At 73.5% G+C, this 16,980-nt stretch carries 18 protein-coding genes; 11 read left to right on the top strand and 7 right to left on the bottom strand.

Features of this window, described 5'->3' with window-relative positions:
• Positions 1–52: 52 nt before the first annotated feature.
• Positions 53–895, top strand: coding sequence for a helix-turn-helix transcriptional regulator (locus BMY61_RS38005; protein WP_042452742.1), 843 nt, complete (start codon positions 53–55; stop codon positions 893–895).
• Positions 896–1,134: 239 nt separating this feature from the next.
• Positions 1,135–2,340 carry a M20 metallopeptidase family protein gene (locus tag BMY61_RS38000; RefSeq protein ID WP_042452743.1) on the top strand — a complete coding sequence of 402 codons (1,206 nt, stop codon included), beginning with the start codon at positions 1,135–1,137 and terminating at the stop codon, positions 2,338–2,340.
• A 10-nt stretch (positions 2,341–2,350) separates the two neighbouring features.
• On the opposite strand, the gene BMY61_RS37995 is transcribed toward BMY61_RS38000, so the two are convergent.
• On the bottom strand, positions 2,351–4,534 hold the full coding sequence (locus tag BMY61_RS37995; protein WP_042452746.1) for a SpoIIE family protein phosphatase: 2,184 nt from the start codon (positions 4,532–4,534) through the stop codon (positions 2,351–2,353).
• A gap of 177 nt (positions 4,535–4,711) precedes the next feature.
• Positions 4,712–5,566, bottom strand: coding sequence for an NAD(P)H-binding protein (locus tag BMY61_RS37990; protein WP_042452748.1), 855 nt, complete (start codon positions 5,564–5,566; stop codon positions 4,712–4,714).
• Between the two features lie 100 nt (positions 5,567–5,666).
• Here BMY61_RS37990 and BMY61_RS37985 point away from each other — a divergent pair, with 100 nt between their 5' ends.
• The 3 genes from BMY61_RS37985 to BMY61_RS37975 all read left to right on the top strand — a co-directional run bounded on the left by BMY61_RS37985 (position 5,667) and on the right by BMY61_RS37975 (position 7,807).
• Positions 5,667–6,065, top strand: coding sequence for a winged helix-turn-helix transcriptional regulator (locus tag BMY61_RS37985; protein ID WP_042452749.1), 399 nt, complete (start codon positions 5,667–5,669; stop codon positions 6,063–6,065).
• Positions 6,066–6,131: 66 nt separating this feature from the next.
• The gene (locus BMY61_RS37980; RefSeq protein WP_052439022.1) at positions 6,132–7,037 is read left to right on the top strand and encodes a DMT family transporter; all 906 of its coding nucleotides are present in this window, start codon (positions 6,132–6,134) and stop codon (positions 7,035–7,037) included.
• 41 nt (positions 7,038–7,078) lie between these two features.
• A complete protein-coding gene (locus BMY61_RS37975) occupies positions 7,079–7,807 on the top strand; it encodes a hypothetical protein (RefSeq protein WP_042452751.1) in 729 nt (242 codons plus the stop codon).
• A gap of 6 nt (positions 7,808–7,813) precedes the next feature.
• On the opposite strand, the gene BMY61_RS37970 is transcribed toward BMY61_RS37975, so the two are convergent.
• The 3 genes from BMY61_RS37970 to BMY61_RS37960 form a co-directional block, all read right to left on the bottom strand.
• Positions 7,814–8,467: a class I SAM-dependent methyltransferase family protein gene (locus tag BMY61_RS37970; protein WP_042452752.1), complete on the bottom strand. Its 654-nt coding sequence runs from the start codon at positions 8,465–8,467 to the stop codon at positions 7,814–7,816.
• Between the two features lie 96 nt (positions 8,468–8,563).
• Complete coding sequence (locus BMY61_RS37965; protein ID WP_042452754.1) at positions 8,564–8,935, bottom strand: DoxX family protein; 372 nt, start codon at positions 8,933–8,935, stop codon at positions 8,564–8,566.
• A gap of 87 nt (positions 8,936–9,022) precedes the next feature.
• A complete protein-coding gene (locus BMY61_RS37960; RefSeq protein ID WP_042452755.1) occupies positions 9,023–10,420 on the bottom strand; it encodes a type III PLP-dependent enzyme domain-containing protein in 1,398 nt (465 codons plus the stop codon).
• 141 nt (positions 10,421–10,561) lie between these two features.
• Between BMY61_RS37960 and BMY61_RS37955 the strand changes: the two genes are divergently transcribed.
• From BMY61_RS37955 to BMY61_RS45615, 3 genes are all read left to right on the top strand, one after another.
• On the top strand, positions 10,562–11,194 hold the full coding sequence (locus tag BMY61_RS37955) for a TetR/AcrR family transcriptional regulator (RefSeq protein ID WP_052439023.1): 633 nt from the start codon (positions 10,562–10,564) through the stop codon (positions 11,192–11,194).
• A gap of 130 nt (positions 11,195–11,324) precedes the next feature.
• The gene (locus BMY61_RS37950; RefSeq protein WP_042452757.1) at positions 11,325–13,112 is read left to right on the top strand and encodes a PP2C family protein-serine/threonine phosphatase; all 1,788 of its coding nucleotides are present in this window, start codon (positions 11,325–11,327) and stop codon (positions 13,110–13,112) included.
• Positions 13,109–13,345 carry a DUF6296 family protein gene (locus tag BMY61_RS45615; RefSeq protein ID WP_042452760.1) on the top strand — a complete coding sequence of 79 codons (237 nt, stop codon included), beginning with the start codon at positions 13,109–13,111 and terminating at the stop codon, positions 13,343–13,345. The genes BMY61_RS37950 and BMY61_RS45615 overlap by 4 nt, the downstream gene beginning before the upstream one ends.
• A 72-nt stretch (positions 13,346–13,417) precedes the next feature.
• On the opposite strand, the gene BMY61_RS37940 is transcribed toward BMY61_RS45615, so the two are convergent.
• On the bottom strand, positions 13,418–14,632 hold the full coding sequence (locus BMY61_RS37940; RefSeq protein WP_042452762.1) for an arylsulfotransferase family protein: 1,215 nt from the start codon (positions 14,630–14,632) through the stop codon (positions 13,418–13,420).
• 400 nt (positions 14,633–15,032) lie between these two features.
• On the opposite strand from BMY61_RS37940, the gene BMY61_RS45610 reads away from it, so the two are divergent.
• The 3 genes from BMY61_RS45610 to infA all read left to right on the top strand — a co-directional run bounded on the left by BMY61_RS45610 (position 15,033) and on the right by infA (position 16,512).
• Positions 15,033–15,230 carry a hypothetical protein gene (locus tag BMY61_RS45610; protein WP_143094719.1) on the top strand — a complete coding sequence of 66 codons (198 nt, stop codon included), beginning with the start codon at positions 15,033–15,035 and terminating at the stop codon, positions 15,228–15,230.
• A 180-nt stretch (positions 15,231–15,410) separates the two neighbouring features.
• Positions 15,411–16,226: a GNAT family N-acetyltransferase gene (locus BMY61_RS37935; RefSeq protein WP_042452764.1), complete on the top strand. Its 816-nt coding sequence runs from the start codon at positions 15,411–15,413 to the stop codon at positions 16,224–16,226.
• 46 nt (positions 16,227–16,272) lie between these two features.
• Positions 16,273–16,512: a translation initiation factor IF-1 gene (gene infA, locus BMY61_RS37930; RefSeq protein WP_174514530.1), complete on the top strand. Its 240-nt coding sequence runs from the start codon at positions 16,273–16,275 to the stop codon at positions 16,510–16,512.
• An 87-nt stretch (positions 16,513–16,599) separates the two neighbouring features.
• On the opposite strand, the gene BMY61_RS37925 is transcribed toward infA, so the two are convergent.
• A partial coding sequence (locus BMY61_RS37925; RefSeq protein ID WP_143094718.1) for a ricin-type beta-trefoil lectin domain protein occupies positions 16,600–16,980 on the bottom strand: 381 nt, incomplete at its 5' end.

Here is a 16,980-nt window from a genome sequence, read left to right as displayed (position 1 = left end):
CTAGGACTGCCGGTACCAGGCAGGCGCGCACGGTGCGCGACAGACTGGTGGGATGGGCGGAGCGGAGTTCGGGGCGGCGATCCACCGATGGCGCGACCGGGTCGCGCCCGGCGACGTCGGCCTGCCCGCCGGGGGCCGGCGCCGCGCCGCCGGACTGCGGCGCGAGGAGCTGGCGCAGCTCGCCGGCATCTCCGTCGACTACGTGACCCGTCTGGAGCAGGGCCGCGCCACCAACCCCTCCTCCCAGGTCGTCGAGGCGCTCACGCGCGCCCTGCGTCTGTCCGCCCCCGAGCGCGACCATCTCTACCACCTGGCCGGCCTGGCGCCGCCCGGTCCCACGACGGTGCCGACCTTCCTGCCACCCAGCGTCCAGCGCCTGCTGGACCGGCTGAGCGGCACCCCGGTCGCGGTCCACGACGCCACCTGGACGCTGCTGGTCAGCAACCCGCCCTACCGGGCGCTGATGGGCGACTCCACGACCTGGCACGGTCGTGAACTCAACGGCGTCTGGCGTCACTTCCTCGGCCGCGGCCCGGCCGTCCGCTACACGCCCGAGGCGCTGAGCGCCTTCGAGACCGCCCTCGTCGCCGACCTGCGCGCGGCCGCCGACCGCTACCCGGCCGACCGGCCGCTGCGCGAGCTCGTCGCCGAACTGCGGCGCGGCAGCCCCCGGTTCGCCGAGCTGTGGGCCGCCGGCGCGGTCGGTGTCCACGACGCGGCGCGCAAGACCGTCGACCACCCGCGGGTCGGCCCGGTCACCCTCGACTGCGACGTGCTGTCCGTCGCCGGCAGCGACCTGCGCATCATGGTCTACACGGCCGAGCCCGGCACCGAGGACGCCGACCGGCTGGCGCTGCTCATGGTCGTCGGCACCCAGCAGCTCGGTCCCCAGTAGCTCGGCACCCGGCAGCTCGGCACCCAGTAGCTCGGCACCCGGCAGCCGGGCCGCCGCAGTCCGGCCCCCGCAGCCCGCTCGGCGAGGCGGAGTTCCGCAGCCCCGAGGCGCGCCCGCTCCGCGCGCCTGCTCCGCGCGCCCGCGTGAACCTGCGGGATCCAGGGCGGCGAAGGGGCCAAACTGCTGTTGATCCAGGCGGGTTGACCTTGACCCGCCACCACGCGAAGGAGCACCCGCCCATGACCCTTCAGGCCGACGCCCGTGCGCTCGCCCCGGACCTCGTCTCCCTGCGCCGGGAGCTGCACGCCGATCCCGAGCTCGGCCGCCACCTGATCCGCACCCAACGCCGCGTCCTCGACGCCCTGTCCGGCCTGCCCCTGGAGATCACCACCGGCAGGGCCCTCGCCTCCGTCACCGCCGTCCTGCGCGGCGAGCGTCCCGGACCCACCGTCCTGCTCCGCGGCGACATGGACGCGCTGCCGCTGACGGAGGACACCGGCCTGCCCTACGCCTCGCGCGTGCCCGGCGCGATGCACGCCTGCGGCCACGACCTGCACACCGCGATCCTCGTCGGGGCCGCGCGACTGTTGTCCGCCCGCCGAAGGGAGTTGGCCGGATCGGTGGTGTTCATGTTCCAGCCGGACGAGGAGGGCACCGACGGCGGTGGCGCCGTGCCGATGCTGGCCGAGGGCCTGTTGCACGCCTCCGGCGAACTGCCCGTCGCCGCCTACGCGTTGCACGTGTCGTCCAACCGGCTTCCGTTCGGCGTCTTCGCCACCCGCCCGGGGACGGGGAGTGCCGCGTCCGACGGCCTGACGGTGACCGTGCACGGACGCGGCGGCCACGGCGCGTCGCCGCACCGGGCCGCCGACCCGATCCCGGTGCTGTGCGAGATGGTGACGGCGCTGCAGACCTTCGTCACCCGCCGCTTCGACATCCACGACCCGGTGGTGCTGACCGTCGGGATCATCCAGGGCGGCACGAAGCGCAACGTCATCCCCGACCACGCCGGCTTCGAGGCCACCGTGCGCACGTTCTCCCGCGCGGCGCGCGAGCGGGTCCGGGAGGGCACCGCCACGCTGTTCGCCGGCATCGCCGCCGCCCACGGCCTCACCGTCGACGTCGACTTCCACGACGGCTATCCGGCCCTGGTCAACGACCCGGCCGAGGCGGCGTTCGCCGCGAGCACCGTCACCGACCTGTTCGGCGCGGAGCGCTTCGTGCGGACGCCCACGCCGACGCCCGGCGCGGAGGACATGGCCTTCGTCATGGAGCAGGTCCCCGGCGCCTTCCTGATGCTCGGTGCCTGCCCGCCGGACCGTGACTGGGCGACGGTCCCGCAGAACCACTCCGCGCAGGCCGTGTTCGACGACGCCGTCCTCCCGGACGGCGCCGCCCTGCTGGCCGAACTCGCCCTGCGGCGGCTCCGGTCCGCGCAGGCCTGACGCCGTGACGCTAGGCGCCGGACGGGTCCTGACGCGACACGAGGACCAGGACGGCCTGGTCGTCGTCGGTGACGCCGCCGGTGAAGGCGTCGACCGCGTCGGTGACCGCGTCGAGGATCCGTTGCGCGTCGGTGGTTCCCGTGGCCGACCGCAGGGCGGCCACCAGACGCTCTTCGCCGAAGAGGGTCCCGGTCGGGTCGCGGGCCTCCAGGATCCCGTCGGTCACCAGGACCAGGCAGTCCCCGCCGGCCAGGGTGAACGACTCCAGCTCCAGTTCCGGATCGGGCGACACCCCGAGGAGCTGACCGGCGGGGCTGGGGCTGGTGACGGTGCCGTCGGCGCGCAGCAGCAAGGGGGGCGGATGCCCGGCACGGACCATGCTCACGGCGAGCCCGTCGCGCACCTGGCGCAGTTCCGCGTAGATCAGCGTCACGAAACTCTCGCCGCTGTCCGGCCGGGCCAACAGCGCTTCGTTGACCGACTCCGCCACCGCGCTCGGGGTCGGCAACAACGGGGCGACGGCCCGGGCCGTGTGGCGGACCAGCGCGGTCGTGGTCGCCGCGTGGGCGCCACGGCCGCAGACGTCCCCGATGACCAGCCCCCACCAGTCCCCGGGCAGGGCGAAGACGTCGTAGAAGTCACCGCCGATGTCCAGCCCCTCGCCCGCCGGACGGTAGGAGGCGGCCAGTTGCGCGCCGGGCATCTCCGGCAGCGCGGCCAGCAGCAGTCCCGCCTGCAGGTCGTGCGCCAGGCGCGCGCGCTGCTCGTGCTGGCGGGTGGTCTCCGCGCCGGCCGCCGCGGTGCGGGCGAGCTCCTCGGCCAGGCTGATCGCCCGGGCGTCCAGCATCCGGTCCTCGGTGGCCACCAGGGTCAGCGCGCCGAAGGTGTGGCCGCGTGCCGTGAGCGGGACGCAGACCTGCCCGGTGATCCGCAGTCCCAACTCCTGCCAGGCCCCGGCCGGGGCCGCCGTACTGACCTCGCTCGCGCCCGTCGCGAGCACCCGCCGGACCGGGGAGTCCTCCGCCCGTGCGGAGGTCTCGGCCGCCAGCAGCGCCTCGGCCCGCTGTGGCAGGTCCGGGGCGAGGGCGACCGCGACCCGCCGGATCCGGCCGTCGTCCACGACGTCGATCACACACGCCGGTCCGAGCGCCGGCACGGCCAGTCGGGCCAGGCGCCGCAGGTTGTCCGGGAAGTGCGCCTCCTCGCTCACCGCGGTGCTGGTCTCCAGGACGAACGCCAGATCGGCGCTGAGCGCGAGCTCGCGCTCGAGGGCCTGGCGGCGCGCCCGTTCGGCGTGGTGGCGCTCGATGGCCAGAGCCGCGGTGCGGGTGAAGACGATGCTCAGGTCGAGGTCGTCCTCGCTCAGTTCCTGCGGTGTGCGGTGGTACATGGCGAAGGTGCCGAGCAGCTCGTCGGAGCTGGACAGGATGGGGGACGACCAGCAGGCGGCGAGCCCCGCGCGCTGGGCCAGGTCGCGGTAGGCGGCCCAGAGCGGGTCGGTGGCGATGTCACTGACCACCACCATCTCGCGACGGTAGGCGGCGGTGCCGCAGGAGCCCTCGCTCGGCCCGATGGGGGAGCCGTCGACGGCCGCGTTGTAGAAGTCCGGGAGGCTCGGCGCGGCCCCGTGCCGCAGCCGGCGCCCGGTCTCGTCGAGCAGCAGCACCGAGCTGAGCACCCTGGGCGAGAGCTTCTCGATGGCCCGGCACATGCCGTCCAGGACCTCGGCCAGCGGCGAGTCCCGAGCGATCTGCTCCAGCAGCGCCTGCTGCTCGGACGCGAGCTTGTGCGCGGCCCGTTGCCGGGTCACGTCGACCGCGAGGAAGGCCACACCGACGATCCGTCCGGTCCGGTCGCGGCGCGGTTCGAAGCTGAAGTCGAAGAACCGCTGGCGCGCCTTGCCGGCGGGGCCGAGCAGGACGCCCGTGTGGTGCGCGACGAAGGGCTCGCCCTCGCGGTAGGCCGCGTCGAGCAGGTCGACCAGGCCCTGGTGGACGAGTTCCGGAAGCACCTCGGCAGCCGGGCGGCCCAGCATGGCGGGGCCACGCCCCACCCCGACCGCCTCGTAGAACGCGGCGTTCGCCCCCTCCAGTCGGTGATCGGGACCGCCCAGCGCGGCGAAGATCACCGGGGCGTGCGCGAACATCCCGGCCAGCATGTCCTGCCCGGTGGCGCTCTCGGCGGGCTCCGTCATCGCCGGGGCCCGGGCTCTCGGCTGCCGTGATCCATGGGACCAAGCCTGACGCCGCCCGGGCGGGCCAACAACTCGGAGTTCCCTGGCCACACCACCGCGCCACCGGTTCTGCGCGCTGACACGGCGGTACGGTGGCGCGGCGTCCGCGGGGTCGGCCCGCGGTTCTTCAGGGCCGCGTCAGTTCTTCAGGGCAGCGGTGATCGCGTCGGCGAGCGTGGAGGTCGGGCGGCCGGTGAGGCGGGAGAGGTCGCCGGAGTCGACGACCAGCTCGCCGCGGGCGATGGAGGCGTCGACACCCGCCAGGATCACCGCGATCGGCTCCGGCAGCCCGGCACCGGTCAGGATGCCGGTCAGGGCCTCGTCGGAGACCTCGCTGTAGACGATCTCGGTGCCGGTCTGCCGGGTGAGCTCGGCCGCGTACTCGGCCAGGCTCCACGCGGTGTCGCCGCCCAGCTCGTAGGTCCGGTTCTCGTGGCCCGCACCGGTCAGCACCGCGACGGCGGCGGCCGCGTAGTCGGCGCGCGAGGCGGAGGAGATCCGGCCCTCGCCCGCGGCGCCGACGACCGCGCTGTGCGCGAGGACCGGGTCGAGCCGCTCGGTGTAGTTCTCGTGGTACCAGCCGTTGCGCAGCAGCACGTAGGGCACGCCGGAGGCGAGCAGTGCCTCCTCGGTGCCGCGGTGGTCGTCGGCGAGGGCGGCCTTCAGGCGGCCCGGCGCGCTGGTGTAGGCCAGCAGCGCGACACCCGCCGCCTTCGCGGCGTCGATGACGACCCGGTGCTGGGCGACGCGATCCGCGCCGATCTCGCTGCCGGAGATCAGCAGCACCCTGTCCCCGGCGGCGAGGACTCCGTCGAAGCTCTCGGGCGCGTCGTAGTCGGCGACGGCGATCCGCACGCCGAGTGCGGCGAGGTCGGCGGCCCTGGCGGCGTCGCGCACGACGGCGGTGACCTGCTCGGCCGGAACCTCCTTCAGCAGCTGGTCCACGACGTGGCGGCCGAGGTGTCCGGTGGCTCCGGTGACGACGATGCTCATGGTCTGCGATCTCCTGGATCTCCTGGTGGGGTGCGGTGACACCCACCGTAGGAGTGGCACTCTCTGTTGGAAAGTACTGTCTTTGAAGTAAGGTACTGGCATGGCCGTAAGTACCCCACCGCTCGCCCCGAAGTACCGCGCCGCCAGCGGCATGAGCGAGCAGCTCTGCCCCTACCGCCTCGTCCTGGAACACGTCACCAGCCGCTGGGGCGTCCTGGTGCTGATCGAGCTCATGGAGCGCCCCTACCGCTTCGGTGAGCTGCGCCGGGCGATCGGCCGGGTGAGCGAGAAGATGCTGATCCAGACCCTGCAGACCCTGGAGCGCGACGGCCTCGTCCACCGCGACGCCAAGCCGGTGATCCCGCCGCGGGTGGACTACTCCCTGACCGACCTGGGCCGCGAGGCGGCGGAACGCGTCCGCGACCTGGCCGAGTGGACCCACCGGCGGATGGAAGCCGTCCAGGAGGCGCGCGACGCCTACGACCAGCGGCCCCGTTAACCGGTTGTTCGATGACGGACGAGATTCGTAGGATGTCGGCCGTCGTCGGTCCGGGGAGGGGGCGCCGTGCGCGGGTTCGGATTGGTCGGCCTGTCGGCGACGGGCTTCGGGCTGATGCCCGTTTTCGCCGTGCACGCCTACGGGGACGGGCTCACCGTGCCCACACTGCTCTTCCTGCGCTTCGCAATCGCGGCCGCACTCTTCCTGCCCTGCGCCTGGTGGTACGCCCGCCGCCGCGGCGGCCTCCGGGTGACCCGGGGCGACCTGCTGCGGGTGGCACTGCTGGGCGGCGTGCTCTACGCCGCGCAGTCGACGCTCTACTTCTCCGCCGTCCGCCACATCTCGCCGGCCCTGGCGGCGTTGATCCTCTACGTCTACCCGGCGTTGGTCGCCTGCGGCGCGGCGGCGATCGGCAAGGAGCGGCCGACGGCCGCGGTCGTCGGCTCGGTCGTGGTGACGCTCTGCGGGGTGGCCCTGGCCCTCGGCCGGCTGGGCGGCGGGCTGAGCGCGGTGGGCATCGGTGAGGCCGTCGGTGCGGCCGTGGTCTACACGGTCTACATCCTCTACGGCGACCGGCTCGGCGCCGGCGGCCTGCCGCCGGTGGCGCTCACCGGCCTGGTCTCGCTCTTCGCGGCGCTGTCGTTCCTCGGCTACGGCGCGGTGCGCGGACAGCTGTCCTTCGGGTTCCGGGAGGCGGGCTGGGTGCCGGTGGTGTGCGTGGCGCTGGGCTCGACAGTGGTGGCGATCCTGTGCTTCTTCGCGGGCATGGCGCTGCTCGGGCCGACCAAGGCGTCGCTCGGCAGCATGCTGGAGCCGGTGGTGAGCATCGTCGCCGCGGCGGCCCTGCTGCCCGGCAGTGCCCTGACGGCCCTCCAACTGCTGGGCGCCGCACTGGTCCTGGTAGGCGCGTCGGTGGGGGTGCTCGCGCAGCGCCGGCCGGCCGTACGCGCGGTCGCAGGCGGGGGTTCCTGAAGACCCGGCGAGCCCGCCCGGACAGCGCTACCCTGCCGGGCATGAAGGAGCATCCGGGATGCGGAACGGTCCTCGCACGTCTCCTGAACCACCGCGGCCTGGCCGCGCACGAGCTCGCCGACCGCGCCGCCGTGCCGGCCGACGAGCTCGACGCCGTGCTCCTCGGAACCCCGCCGACGCAGACGCTGCTGCGCAGGCTCGCGCCCGCGCTCGGACTGCACACGGTCGACCTCGTCGTCCTCGCCGGGCATCCGGTGCCGGAGGACCTCACACCCCTGGACCCCGAGGCGGAGCGCTGGGTCGACGGGCTGATCTCGGATGCCTGGCGACTGCCGGCCGCGCAGCGCCGCGACCTGTTGGAGCAGGCCCGCGCCCTGCCGCAGCAGGACCGCCGCTCGGCCTTCGCCCCACGGCGCGTCGCGCCGCTCTTCGACGGCCCCGGATCCTGGCCCGTCCGGATGCTGCAGTACCGCAACCTGAGCTGGAGCGGGATGGCCCGCGTCCTGGCCGTCACCACCCCCACGTACCTGTCCGCGTCGACCTACGGTGTGATCGGATCGGGCCGCAAGAACCTGACGTCCCGTCTGGTGACGGACTTCGCCGCCGTCCTGGGACTCGACGCGGGCGAACTGGCCGCCGTCACCGGCGTGGCGATGCGACAGCCACCACCGCCCCCGACCCCGGCGACGACGGACACCGCCGCGCTGCTGTGGGAGTGCCGCCGTCTTTCGGCCGAGCAGGTGCGAGGCCTCGCGCAGCGCGGACGGTAGACGTCGTCAGCCGGGCCTGTCGCCACGGAGCACGTCGTAGCCGACGAACTCGAAGAGGCGGACTCCGCGCTGCAGCGGCTGCTGGGTGCCGGTGAAACGTTGCACGCCCACGCCGAAGCCCGCGTCCGCGGGGGAGAGCCAGCGCAGCTCGAAGCCGCGCTCCTCGAACCAGGCGCAGATCTGCGGGACCAGGTCGGGCGCCTCGCGGTGGCGGGTCCAGATGACGGTGCCGTCGGAGCGGCAGAGCTGGTCGCAGGCGGCGACGGTGCGCTCGATGTCCGCCGCGGTGATGTTGCCGAAGATGCCGCAGGCCAGCACGAGATGGGCGGGCACCAGGGTCGCGTAGTGGTCGAGCAGGGAGGCGTCGCCGGTCACCACCTCGACCCGGTGCAGGCCGGCGCTCGCCGCCGCCCGGCGCGCGACGGCCGCGTTGCGCGGGTCCAGCTCCACGAGCAGGGCCCGCACGTCGTCGCGGCGGGGGTGGTCCGCCAGGACCTCCAGCAGGTCCCTGCCCTCGCCGGCGCAGAGGCTGACCACGTTCAACTCGCCGGCGGGAGCGCCGTCGAGGGCCTGCCGCACGTGCTCCTGAACGGCCCTGAGGCGGCGGGCCAGGGTCGAGTCGGCCACGTCGTACTGCTCGTGCCAGGCGCTCCAGTCCATGAGCGGACCCTACGCGGCGCGACCGGGTACCGGGAGGTGATTTCGAGCATCCCTGCCCGCAGTCAGCCCTGAGTGCGGCCCCGCTCAGGCCCGGTCTCAGCCCCGGGCGATCCGCAGGGAGCGGGCGATCAGCGGGGCCTGGAGCGGCACGCGGGCCCAGGCGGCGGCGCGCAGGGCCGGGGCCTTGTCCTGCCAGTCGAGGGCCATCTGCACGTTCGCGGGCAGGACGGCCAGGAAGAGGCCGGCCGCGAGGCGGCCACCGGTCCGGCGGGTGCGGGGGTTGGCGAGCGTCGCGGCGACGGCGAGCTCCGCGGCGCCGCTCAGGTAGGTCCAGGTGCGCGCCCGGCCCGGGAGCGCCCGCGGCACGATCGCGTCGAACGGTGCGGGTGCGACGAAGTGCGTGGCGCCGGCCACGGCGAGCAGTACGGCGAGCGAGGTGGCGGACGGGGCGGGCCTGCGGTCGGTCATCGTGGTGCCTCGCGGGATCAGAGAGGGTTACCGGTCGGTAGGGAAGGCTATCGTCCGCCCTGCCCGGCCGCGAGAGCCCAGGCCCGGTCAAGCCCCTCCCCGGGCGTCGCCGAGGCCCAGGAGGGAGTCCGCGTGCGCCCCGCCGCTCTCGGCCACGACCTGCTCGACGCTCTGCCGGGCCCGTACGAGCGCGAACCGCACCTCTCCGTCCGGTGCGGTGGTGAAGCCGTGGATCGCGGGACGGGCCACGCTGTTGTACCCCCAGGGCGCGGACGTGTAGTAGCCGCCGGTGTCGTGCAGCACGACCAGGTCGCCCGGCCCGATCGCGGGCAGGGGCCGCTCGTGGGCGACCACGTCCCCGGCGAAGCAGAGCGGTCCGGCGACGTCCTGGACGACGGGTGGGTCGTCCGGTCCGGGGACGCGGCGGCTGCCGTCGGGCCGGTGCACGGAGATCCGCAGCGGCCAGGCGTCGGGCATGAGGACGGTGCGCGTCGCCAGGTGTGCGCCCGCGTGGGTGAGGGCCACCCGGCGCCCGCCGACCTGTTTGGTGTACTCCGCCACCGCGGCCGTGAAGCCGTTCTTGGCGACGAGTGAGCGGCCGAACTCGGTCACCAGCGCGTAGCCGCCGTCGAACAGGCCCGGGACGGCGGCGCGCAGGTGGTCCGCGTAGGCGCGGTGCGAGGGTCGGATCTCGTCGCCCTCGAAGTTGACGGTCAGTCCGCCGCCGAGGTCGATGCTGGTGACCTGGCGCCGTCCGGCCCGCTCGTTGATCTCCTCCGCCAGCTCGTGCACCGCCCGGACCCCGGCCGCGATGAGCTCCAACGGACAGCCCTGCGAGCCGACGTGGACGTGGAGCCGGGTCAGCCAGGGGTGGCGGGCGAAGGCGGCGGTGATCCGTTCGCGCGCGCCCGGGTCGCGCAGCGGCTCGCCGAACTTGGCGTGCTGCGAGGCGGTACTCATCGCAGCGATCGAGCCGGCGCCGACCTGCGGGTTGATCCGCAGTCCGAGCACGGAGCCGCCCGTGTCGCCGCGCAGCGCGGCGATGCGCGCCACCTCGTCCAGGTTGTCCGCGTTCACCGCGACGCCGAGGGCCAGCGCCTGCGCCAGCTCGGCCTCGGTCTTGGCGGGGGAGTCCAGCACGATCCGCCCGGTCGGGAATCCGGCGGCCAGCGCGAGCGCGAGCTCTCCCGCGCTCGCCACCTCGCATCCCAGGCCCGTCGCGGCCAGCAGCCTCAGCACCGGCACCAGCGCGCAGGCCTTCGCCGCGAAGGTGTGCAGCACCTCGGCGCGTCCGCCCACGCCGTCCGTCGCGAAGGCGCCGCGCAGGTCGGCGACGGACCGCAGCAGGCCGTCGACGTCGACGAAACCGGCCGCCACCTGCTCGCCGCCCACCAGACCGGCCGCGACGGCGGCCCGCAGCACGCGGTCCAGCCGCTCCGGGTCGATCTTCCGGGGCTCCCGTGACTGCTGCTCCGCCGTCCCCATCGCGCTCACGTCTCTCCGTTCACTGTGACCCGCGCGGTGACCCATGCGCGCACTCCTCGTTACGCCTATCGTGCGCGGCAACGGCGGTGATCGGCAGGAGGAACCCCCGATCGTCGCACCCTGTCGACCTAGGCTTGGCGTATGAACGCCGGGCTGAGGGAAGGCAAGCGGGCGCGGACGCGGCGAGCGATCGCCGACGCGGCGTTCTTCCTCTTCGCCGAGCGGGGCTTCGACGAGGTGCGGACCACCGACATCGCGGCCCGCGCCGAGGTGGCGCCCGCCACGCTGTTCACCCACTTCCGCACCAAGGAGGAGATCTTCTTCGAGCGTGGGCAGGCCATGAACGACGGCCTGGCGGACGTCGTGGCCGTCGGCACCACCACTGTGTCGCTGCTGGACGCCCTGGAGCCCTTCTTCCGGCGGGCGACCCGCGACGGGCTGGACGAGGCGATGCTGGACCATGCCCGGACCTATGCGCGGATCCTGCTGGCGAGCCCGGCGCTGTGCGACGCCCACCTGGTGATGGACCGTGAGCGGCGGCAGTCGCTCGTCGCCGCGCTGGGGCCGCGGGTCGCGGACCGGCCGGTGCAGGTCGAGGTCTTCGCGTCACTGGTCTCGGCCGTCGTCTCGGCGGCCTTTCGGGAGCGGCACGAGCGGCTCGCGGACGGGACGCCCGTCGAGCGGGTGCTCATCGGGATCGACGCGATCCTGCGGGACGGCTTCGTCCGGCTGCGCGCCGCGTACGGCGGCGAGGGCCTGCTCGCACCGGCCTGACCTGCTCCGTTTCGTGCGCGCCCGGCCGCGTTGTTGGCCGTTCGGCCAAAAATAGAGTTACTCTATTGAGAGAGCCTGTTCCACTTTTGAGCAGTGCTGGGGCCGGGGTGAGCAGACGATGCAACGAGGCATGCGCGGACCGCTCGGTCGCGCCTCGGCGCAGGGCGGGGAGAAAGGCGAGAAGCCGGTGAACCCGCAGAGATCCTCCCAACCTTCGACTCCCCGAGCCTCGACTCCCCGGCTCTCCGGCTCCCGACCCTCGACGCGGCTCCTGGTCGCGGTCGTCGGGGCCCTCGCCTCCGCACTGACCGCCGGCATCGCCCTCGGCGGCTGGTTCGTCCACCGCGACCACGAGCGCACGGTGGTGCAGCTGACCGAGCGCTGGGAACCCGCCCAGGCCACCCTTGCGCAGGTGCGCGACGCCGTCGACGAGGTCCAGGCGGACTGCCTCATCCACCCGCCGGGCGACCAGGCCGTGCAGCAGGAGGCGCGCCGGCGCCTCGACGCCGCGCTGCCGCGCCTGCACACCCTGGTGTCGGACTCGCAGGGGCTCGAGCTCGCCGTGCTGGAGCTCTCGCAGACGGTGGAGCGTTCCGTCGCGGCCGCCCTGCTCCCGGGCTCGGCCTCCCGCTGCAGTGCGGCCGTCACCGCGGGCGACCCCGCCATGGCGGGGGTCGCAGCCGGTGCCACCGGGCCCGGCGTCGGCGATCCGGGCGACGGCACGGGATTCCTCGCCGTCCAGTCCCGGGCGGACCAGGTCCAGAACCTGCTGAACGGCACCGTCCGCTCGGCCCAGAGCGAGGCCGAGAACGGTGCCACCACGCTGCTGCTCTACGTGTTCGGCATGTGCCTGGCGGCCGTGCTCGCCGTGGTCGCCGGTACGGCGCTGATCTCCTCCCGCGTGCTGGCTCCCATGGCCCGGATCGAGGCCCAGCTGCGCGACGCGGCCGCCGGCGTGCCGCCCGGCCCTGCCACCGCCCCGACCGACCGCGGCGGTCTGTTCACCCGGCTGGCCCGCGAGGCCGACCGGACCCGGATGCGCCTCGCGCAGATGCAGTGGCAGTCCGGCCGCGACCAGGCCGCCCTGGCCCAGCACGGACCCGCCGCGACCGGGATCCACCGGATCCTCACCAGCCGCGAGGACCCCGGCCCCGGCGTCGTCGTCGGTGGCCGGCTGATGGCGGCCGAGGGCCTGATAGCCGGGGACTACCTCGGCACCCTCCCGCTCCCCGGCGGCCGCACCGCATTGCTCGTCGGCGACGTCTCCGGCCACGGGGTCGAGGCCGGTCTGCTCGCGGCCCAGCTCAAGTGCGCCGCCCAGGCCGCGTTCCGCGCCGGCCTCGATCCCGTCCGGGCCGCCCACACCACGTGGGGCGCCCTCGCCCACGAGGACGAGCGCTTCACCACACTCGTCCTGGCCGTACTGGACCCGGCGACGGCCACTCTGACCTGGCTCAACGCCGGTCACGAGGAGCCATACCTGCTGCGCGCGGACGGCACCGTCGAGCGCCTCGCCCCGACCGGGCCGCTGATCCACCCCTTCCTTCGCCCCACCGACGACACCTGGCGCACGGCGTCCACCGCCTTCACCCCCGGGGACCTGCTCGTGCTCGCCACGGACGGCCTCACCGAAGGACGCACCACCGACGGCAGCGAGCTCGGCGACGAGCGCGTCCTCGACGCGCTGCACGGCCTGTCGGGCCGCGACCTGAACCCGGCGGCGGCCGTCGAAGCCCTGTTGGAGGCCGTACGCCGACACGGTGTCGACTGGGACCGCGACGACATCACCGTCCTCGCCGCCACCACCGCCCCGACCACCGACCCGACCACCGACCCGACGGCCGACCCGACCACCGCCTCGACCACCGACCCGACCACCGACCCGACGACCCGACACGACCCGAGGAGCCTGGGATGACCTTCGACGCCGACCGCAGCTACGACCTGGTCTTCTCCCGCGAGGACGGGCAGGACGACACGGTGGCCGTGCACGCGACCAGCGCCATCGGACCGAACGGCCGTCCCGTCTACCGCGACGACACCGGCATCATCCAGGCCGAGATCGGCGGTGACGACGCGGTCGTGATGTTGCCGACCAGCGCGCACCAGCGCCCGCGTCGTCCGGCAGGGCTCCGTGCCCGAGTGCGGTGAGGGTGCTCGGTCGGCGTGGGACCGGGTCCCACGCCGACCGCTTCCCCGGGCGCCCCGTGCCCGGCGGGACGGTCAGTTCCAGTCGAAGCGGTAGACGCGGTAGCTGTTCACCCCGGCCGGGAACGCGGCGTTGAAGAGCAGCGACCCGTTGCGGCCGAACTCCGACAGGTAGGGGAGCGAGCCCCAGCCGACCAGGAGGTTCCCGTCGTGCAGCGGCTGCGCGTCGCCCTGCGAGGTGGCGCTCAGGCCCTCGGGCTGGTTGCGGGCCGCCTCCAGGGTCGCGGTGTGCCTGCGGACGTCGAGCCGGACGGTGACGGCGCGACTGTAGGGCAGCTCGGCGACGGCGCCGGAGCCGGTGTTCGCCTGGCCGGCCGCCTCGTTGTCGAAGAACGTGTAGCGCCCGTCACCCAGCGGCTCGGGATCGTGCTGCCAGGCGAAGAGCCGCTCGGCGCTGTCGAGCTTCTGTCCGGCTGCGGCGACGGGCTTGAAGGTGCTCGCCTTGCCGCCGAGCTGCCACAGGATCCGTCCGCTGCTACGGGAGATCTCGTACGCCGTCCAGGTGTTGCGGGCGTCGACCAGCAGGCGTCCCTCGCCGTCGAGCTTGACGGCGTTGATGTGGAACCAGTCCCAGGGTGTGGCGGCGGAGGCCGGCAGCGGCTGCTCGCTCTGCGCGTAGGGCACGTGGTCGGCGCTGTTCCACTCGAACAGGACCTTGCCGGTACGGATGTCGATCTCCTGCACGACTCCGTCGAGCACCTTCTGGTTCCGCGGACCGCCGATGGCGGACAGGTCCGCGGTGCGCTCGGTGTAGGCCAGGACGAGCGCGGTGTTCCACGGGGTGATCACGAACTCGTGGCCGTCGGCGGCGAGGCCGTGCCCGGCGCGGACGGTGGCGATGCGGCGGTAGTGGGCGTCGTAGATGTAGTCGACGCCGTCGGCGAGCCCGCCGAGGCCCGTCCCCTGCCACCAGGTCAGCACCGGCCGCCCCCGGTAGGTCTGCTTGCGGAAGTCGGCGGCCTCCTGGCCGGTGGGCACGGCGTGGGACCAGACGACCCTGCGGCCGTCCGGGCTGAGGATCTCGACGCCGCTGCCGTAGCGGGCGGTGGTGGAGTTCGGCGAGACGAACAGGTCGCCGCGGTTCGCGCCGGGCTCGTCGGTCAGGACGGTCAGCCCCGGAAGCGGTGCGGGGGCCGCGGTCCCGGACGCGGCGGCGCCGGTCGGCAGCGCGGCCAGGAACGCGACGGCGGTGGCCGTGGCGAGTGCGAGAGGCGTGACGATCTTGGGCATGGTGCTCCTTCGAGGGACCTGCGCGGGCAGGGCAGGGTGACGAAGCGCACGTCGAGGACCGCCCGGGCGCCGCACGCGGGAGCGTGCAGGAGCCGGGGCGGGGGAGGAGCGCGCGCGAGGAGGAGCCCCGAGGCCGGAGGCGTCAGCACACCGGCGGGGGACTCAGGGGAACTTCGGAGAGATCGTCCTCAGCACGGACGACAGGCAGCGGAACAGACGCGCAGCAGGTCGATGTGACCGCGCTTCGTCAGGGTGATCCGGTGCCGCTGCATGGCCGTGGACGCTACCGAGGGAGCTGGCGGATCGTCAACGTCGGTCCGGATGGCGATCATCGGGCGCCGTCGGTCGACAGCCCCACCCCGGTGAAGATCGGGACAAACGGGGTGTTTAGTCTGATCGGATGCGCTTGTCAACCATCCTCCGCCGACGTTCCCAGTTCCCCGTCACCCCCGAAATGGCCCGACTGAAGGCCCGCGCCGCCCATCTGCGGGGCGAGATCTTCTACCTGCGTCCGGCCTACACGCAGCAACTGCGCTGGGAGCTCGCCGGTCTGGAACGGCGGATGCAGGAGATGGAGGCGTCGGCCGCCCGCGCGTAAATCGTTTGGACACCCCCGCCGGACTTGGTACCGTGGTGGAGACCGTGATCGAGCACCAGGAGGTGAGTCCCATGAAGGCAGTACGCACGTGGGTGCTCCCCCTTTTCCTCACGGCGGGCGATTGAAGCAGGTGTCGCCAGGAGCGCCTCGACCTCAGGCACTCCTGAAAGGGCGATTCCTATGAACGCTTCCCGCTTCACCCCTCCCTCTGCTGCTTCCCCGACGCTGGACGAGCCCGCCATGGCGGTCACCAGGATCGAGGAGAACCACTGGCAGGCCACGCAGGGCGACACCGTCGTCGGCGGCGCCGACGTGAGCCGTCGGCCGGACGGCAGGCTCTTCCTCAGCGTCGACGCCTGGCACGCCGCGGTCTTCGACCGCCTCGCGGCCACCGCAGCCGCTGACCTGGGCGGGCCCGTCCACACGGTGGTCGACGAGACGGACGACGAGCTCGTCGCCGCCTGGCAGCGCGCCGGGTTCACCGTCGGCCGACGCGAGGGTGAGTACGTCCTGCCGACCGACCCCGCCGTCACCGGGCTCGACCCGGACCTGCTGCCGCCGGGCATCGAGATCCTCCCCGCGGGTCAGGCCCAGGAAGGGCCGCTGCGGGCGCTGGACCGCGTCGTGCGCGACGAGATCTCGGCCACCGTCGGCTGGCACGTGATGCCGGCCGAGGTCGTTCCCCTCCCCGACGGCGTGACGGTGCTCGACCCGACCAGGTACGCCGTCGCGACCCGGGCCGGCGAGTACCTCGGCTTCGTCCGCGTGGCACCGGTCCCGCGCCGGCCGCGGATCGGGCTCGTCGCCGTCCGGGCCGACCAGCGCGGACAGGGCCTCGGCCGGGCCCTGCTCGCCCACGCACTCGGCGCGCTGCACCGCGCCGGTTCCGCCTCGGCCTGGGCCGAGGTGCACGAGGCCAACCCGGCCGCGCTCGCCCTCGTCGAACGCGCCGGAGCCCGGCGTGCCGGCGGCAACCTGGAACTGGTGCGCCCCTGACCCGGCCACCCGGCCGATGCTTTCCTGTCACACCCATCACCGACCTATGAATCGAGAGACATTGGCACGCACACCGAAGGGCCTCGAGATCGAGGGCACCGTCCTCGAATGCCTTCGCAACGCCAACTTCAAGGTGGAGCTCCAGAACGGGCACCACGTGCTCGCGCACATCAGCGGGAAGATCCGGAAGAACTACATCAAGATTCTTCCGTTCGACCGCGTGCTCGTGGAGCTCAGCCCGTACGACCTCACCCGCGGCCGGATCCTCTACCGCTACCGCAACTGAGCGCCTGAGCCTGAGCCTTTGAACGCAGCGCCGCGCCGTCACGGACATCCGTGACGGCGCGGCGTTTCGCGTTCCCGTGCGACCGTCTCAGCTCGGGAGGGTCCACTGCTGGTTGGCATTGCCGGAGCAGGCCCAGATCTGGGACTGCGTGCCCGGCGTGGTCGACCAGTTCGTGTCGTCCAGACACCTGCCCGACTGCGGGTTCAGCAACGACCCGTTCGACTGCGGCTGCCACACCTGCGCACCCGTCCCGTTGCAGTCGTACAGATCCACCGCCGTCCCGTCAGCGGTCCCACCACCGTTCACGTCCAGACACTTGCCCAGCACCCGCAACGTCCCGTCCGAACCCACCGTCCACTGCTGCGCCGCCGTCCCGTTGCACGTGTACACCTGCACCGGATTGAAATTCGCCGTCGACGCCGAACGATCATCCAGACACAGACCCCCGTACCCCACCACCTGACCGGT

Origin of the sequence: Streptacidiphilus jiangxiensis, from assembly GCF_900109465.1 — a bacterium.
Classification (GTDB): Bacteria; Actinomycetota; Actinomycetes; order Streptomycetales; family Streptomycetaceae; genus Streptacidiphilus; species Streptacidiphilus jiangxiensis.
The sequence above is the reverse complement of the archived record's forward strand: the minus strand, read 5'-3'. Positions and strand labels throughout refer to the sequence as shown.

Coding starts and splice junctions, on each gene's coding strand:
- BMY61_RS38005 (WP_042452742.1), top strand. CDS start 53: ATGGGCGGAGCGGAGTTCGGGGCGGCGATCCACCGATGGCGCGACCGG.
- BMY61_RS37935 (WP_042452764.1), top strand. CDS start 15,411: ATGAACGCTTCCCGCTTCACCCCTCCCTCTGCTGCTTCCCCGACGCTG.
- BMY61_RS37950 (WP_042452757.1), top strand. CDS start 11,325: ATGCGCGGACCGCTCGGTCGCGCCTCGGCGCAGGGCGGGGAGAAAGGC.
- BMY61_RS37960 (WP_042452755.1), bottom strand. CDS start 10,420: ATGGGGACGGCGGAGCAGCAGTCACGGGAGCCCCGGAAGATCGACCCG.
- BMY61_RS45615 (WP_042452760.1), top strand. CDS start 13,109: ATGACCTTCGACGCCGACCGCAGCTACGACCTGGTCTTCTCCCGCGAG.
- BMY61_RS37970 (WP_042452752.1), bottom strand. CDS start 8,467: ATGGACTGGAGCGCCTGGCACGAGCAGTACGACGTGGCCGACTCGACC.
- BMY61_RS37995 (WP_042452746.1), bottom strand. CDS start 4,534: ATGACGGAGCCCGCCGAGAGCGCCACCGGGCAGGACATGCTGGCCGGG.
- BMY61_RS38000 (WP_042452743.1), top strand. CDS start 1,135: ATGACCCTTCAGGCCGACGCCCGTGCGCTCGCCCCGGACCTCGTCTCC.
- infA (WP_174514530.1), top strand. CDS start 16,273: ATGAATCGAGAGACATTGGCACGCACACCGAAGGGCCTCGAGATCGAG.
- BMY61_RS37955 (WP_052439023.1), top strand. CDS start 10,562: ATGAACGCCGGGCTGAGGGAAGGCAAGCGGGCGCGGACGCGGCGAGCG.
- BMY61_RS37940 (WP_042452762.1), bottom strand. CDS start 14,632: ATGCCCAAGATCGTCACGCCTCTCGCACTCGCCACGGCCACCGCCGTC.
- BMY61_RS37990 (WP_042452748.1), bottom strand. CDS start 5,566: ATGAGCATCGTCGTCACCGGAGCCACCGGACACCTCGGCCGCCACGTC.
- BMY61_RS37985 (WP_042452749.1), top strand. CDS start 5,667: ATGGCCGTAAGTACCCCACCGCTCGCCCCGAAGTACCGCGCCGCCAGC.
- BMY61_RS37975 (WP_042452751.1), top strand. CDS start 7,079: ATGAAGGAGCATCCGGGATGCGGAACGGTCCTCGCACGTCTCCTGAAC.
- BMY61_RS37965 (WP_042452754.1), bottom strand. CDS start 8,935: ATGACCGACCGCAGGCCCGCCCCGTCCGCCACCTCGCTCGCCGTACTG.
- BMY61_RS45610 (WP_143094719.1), top strand. CDS start 15,033: ATGCGCTTGTCAACCATCCTCCGCCGACGTTCCCAGTTCCCCGTCACC.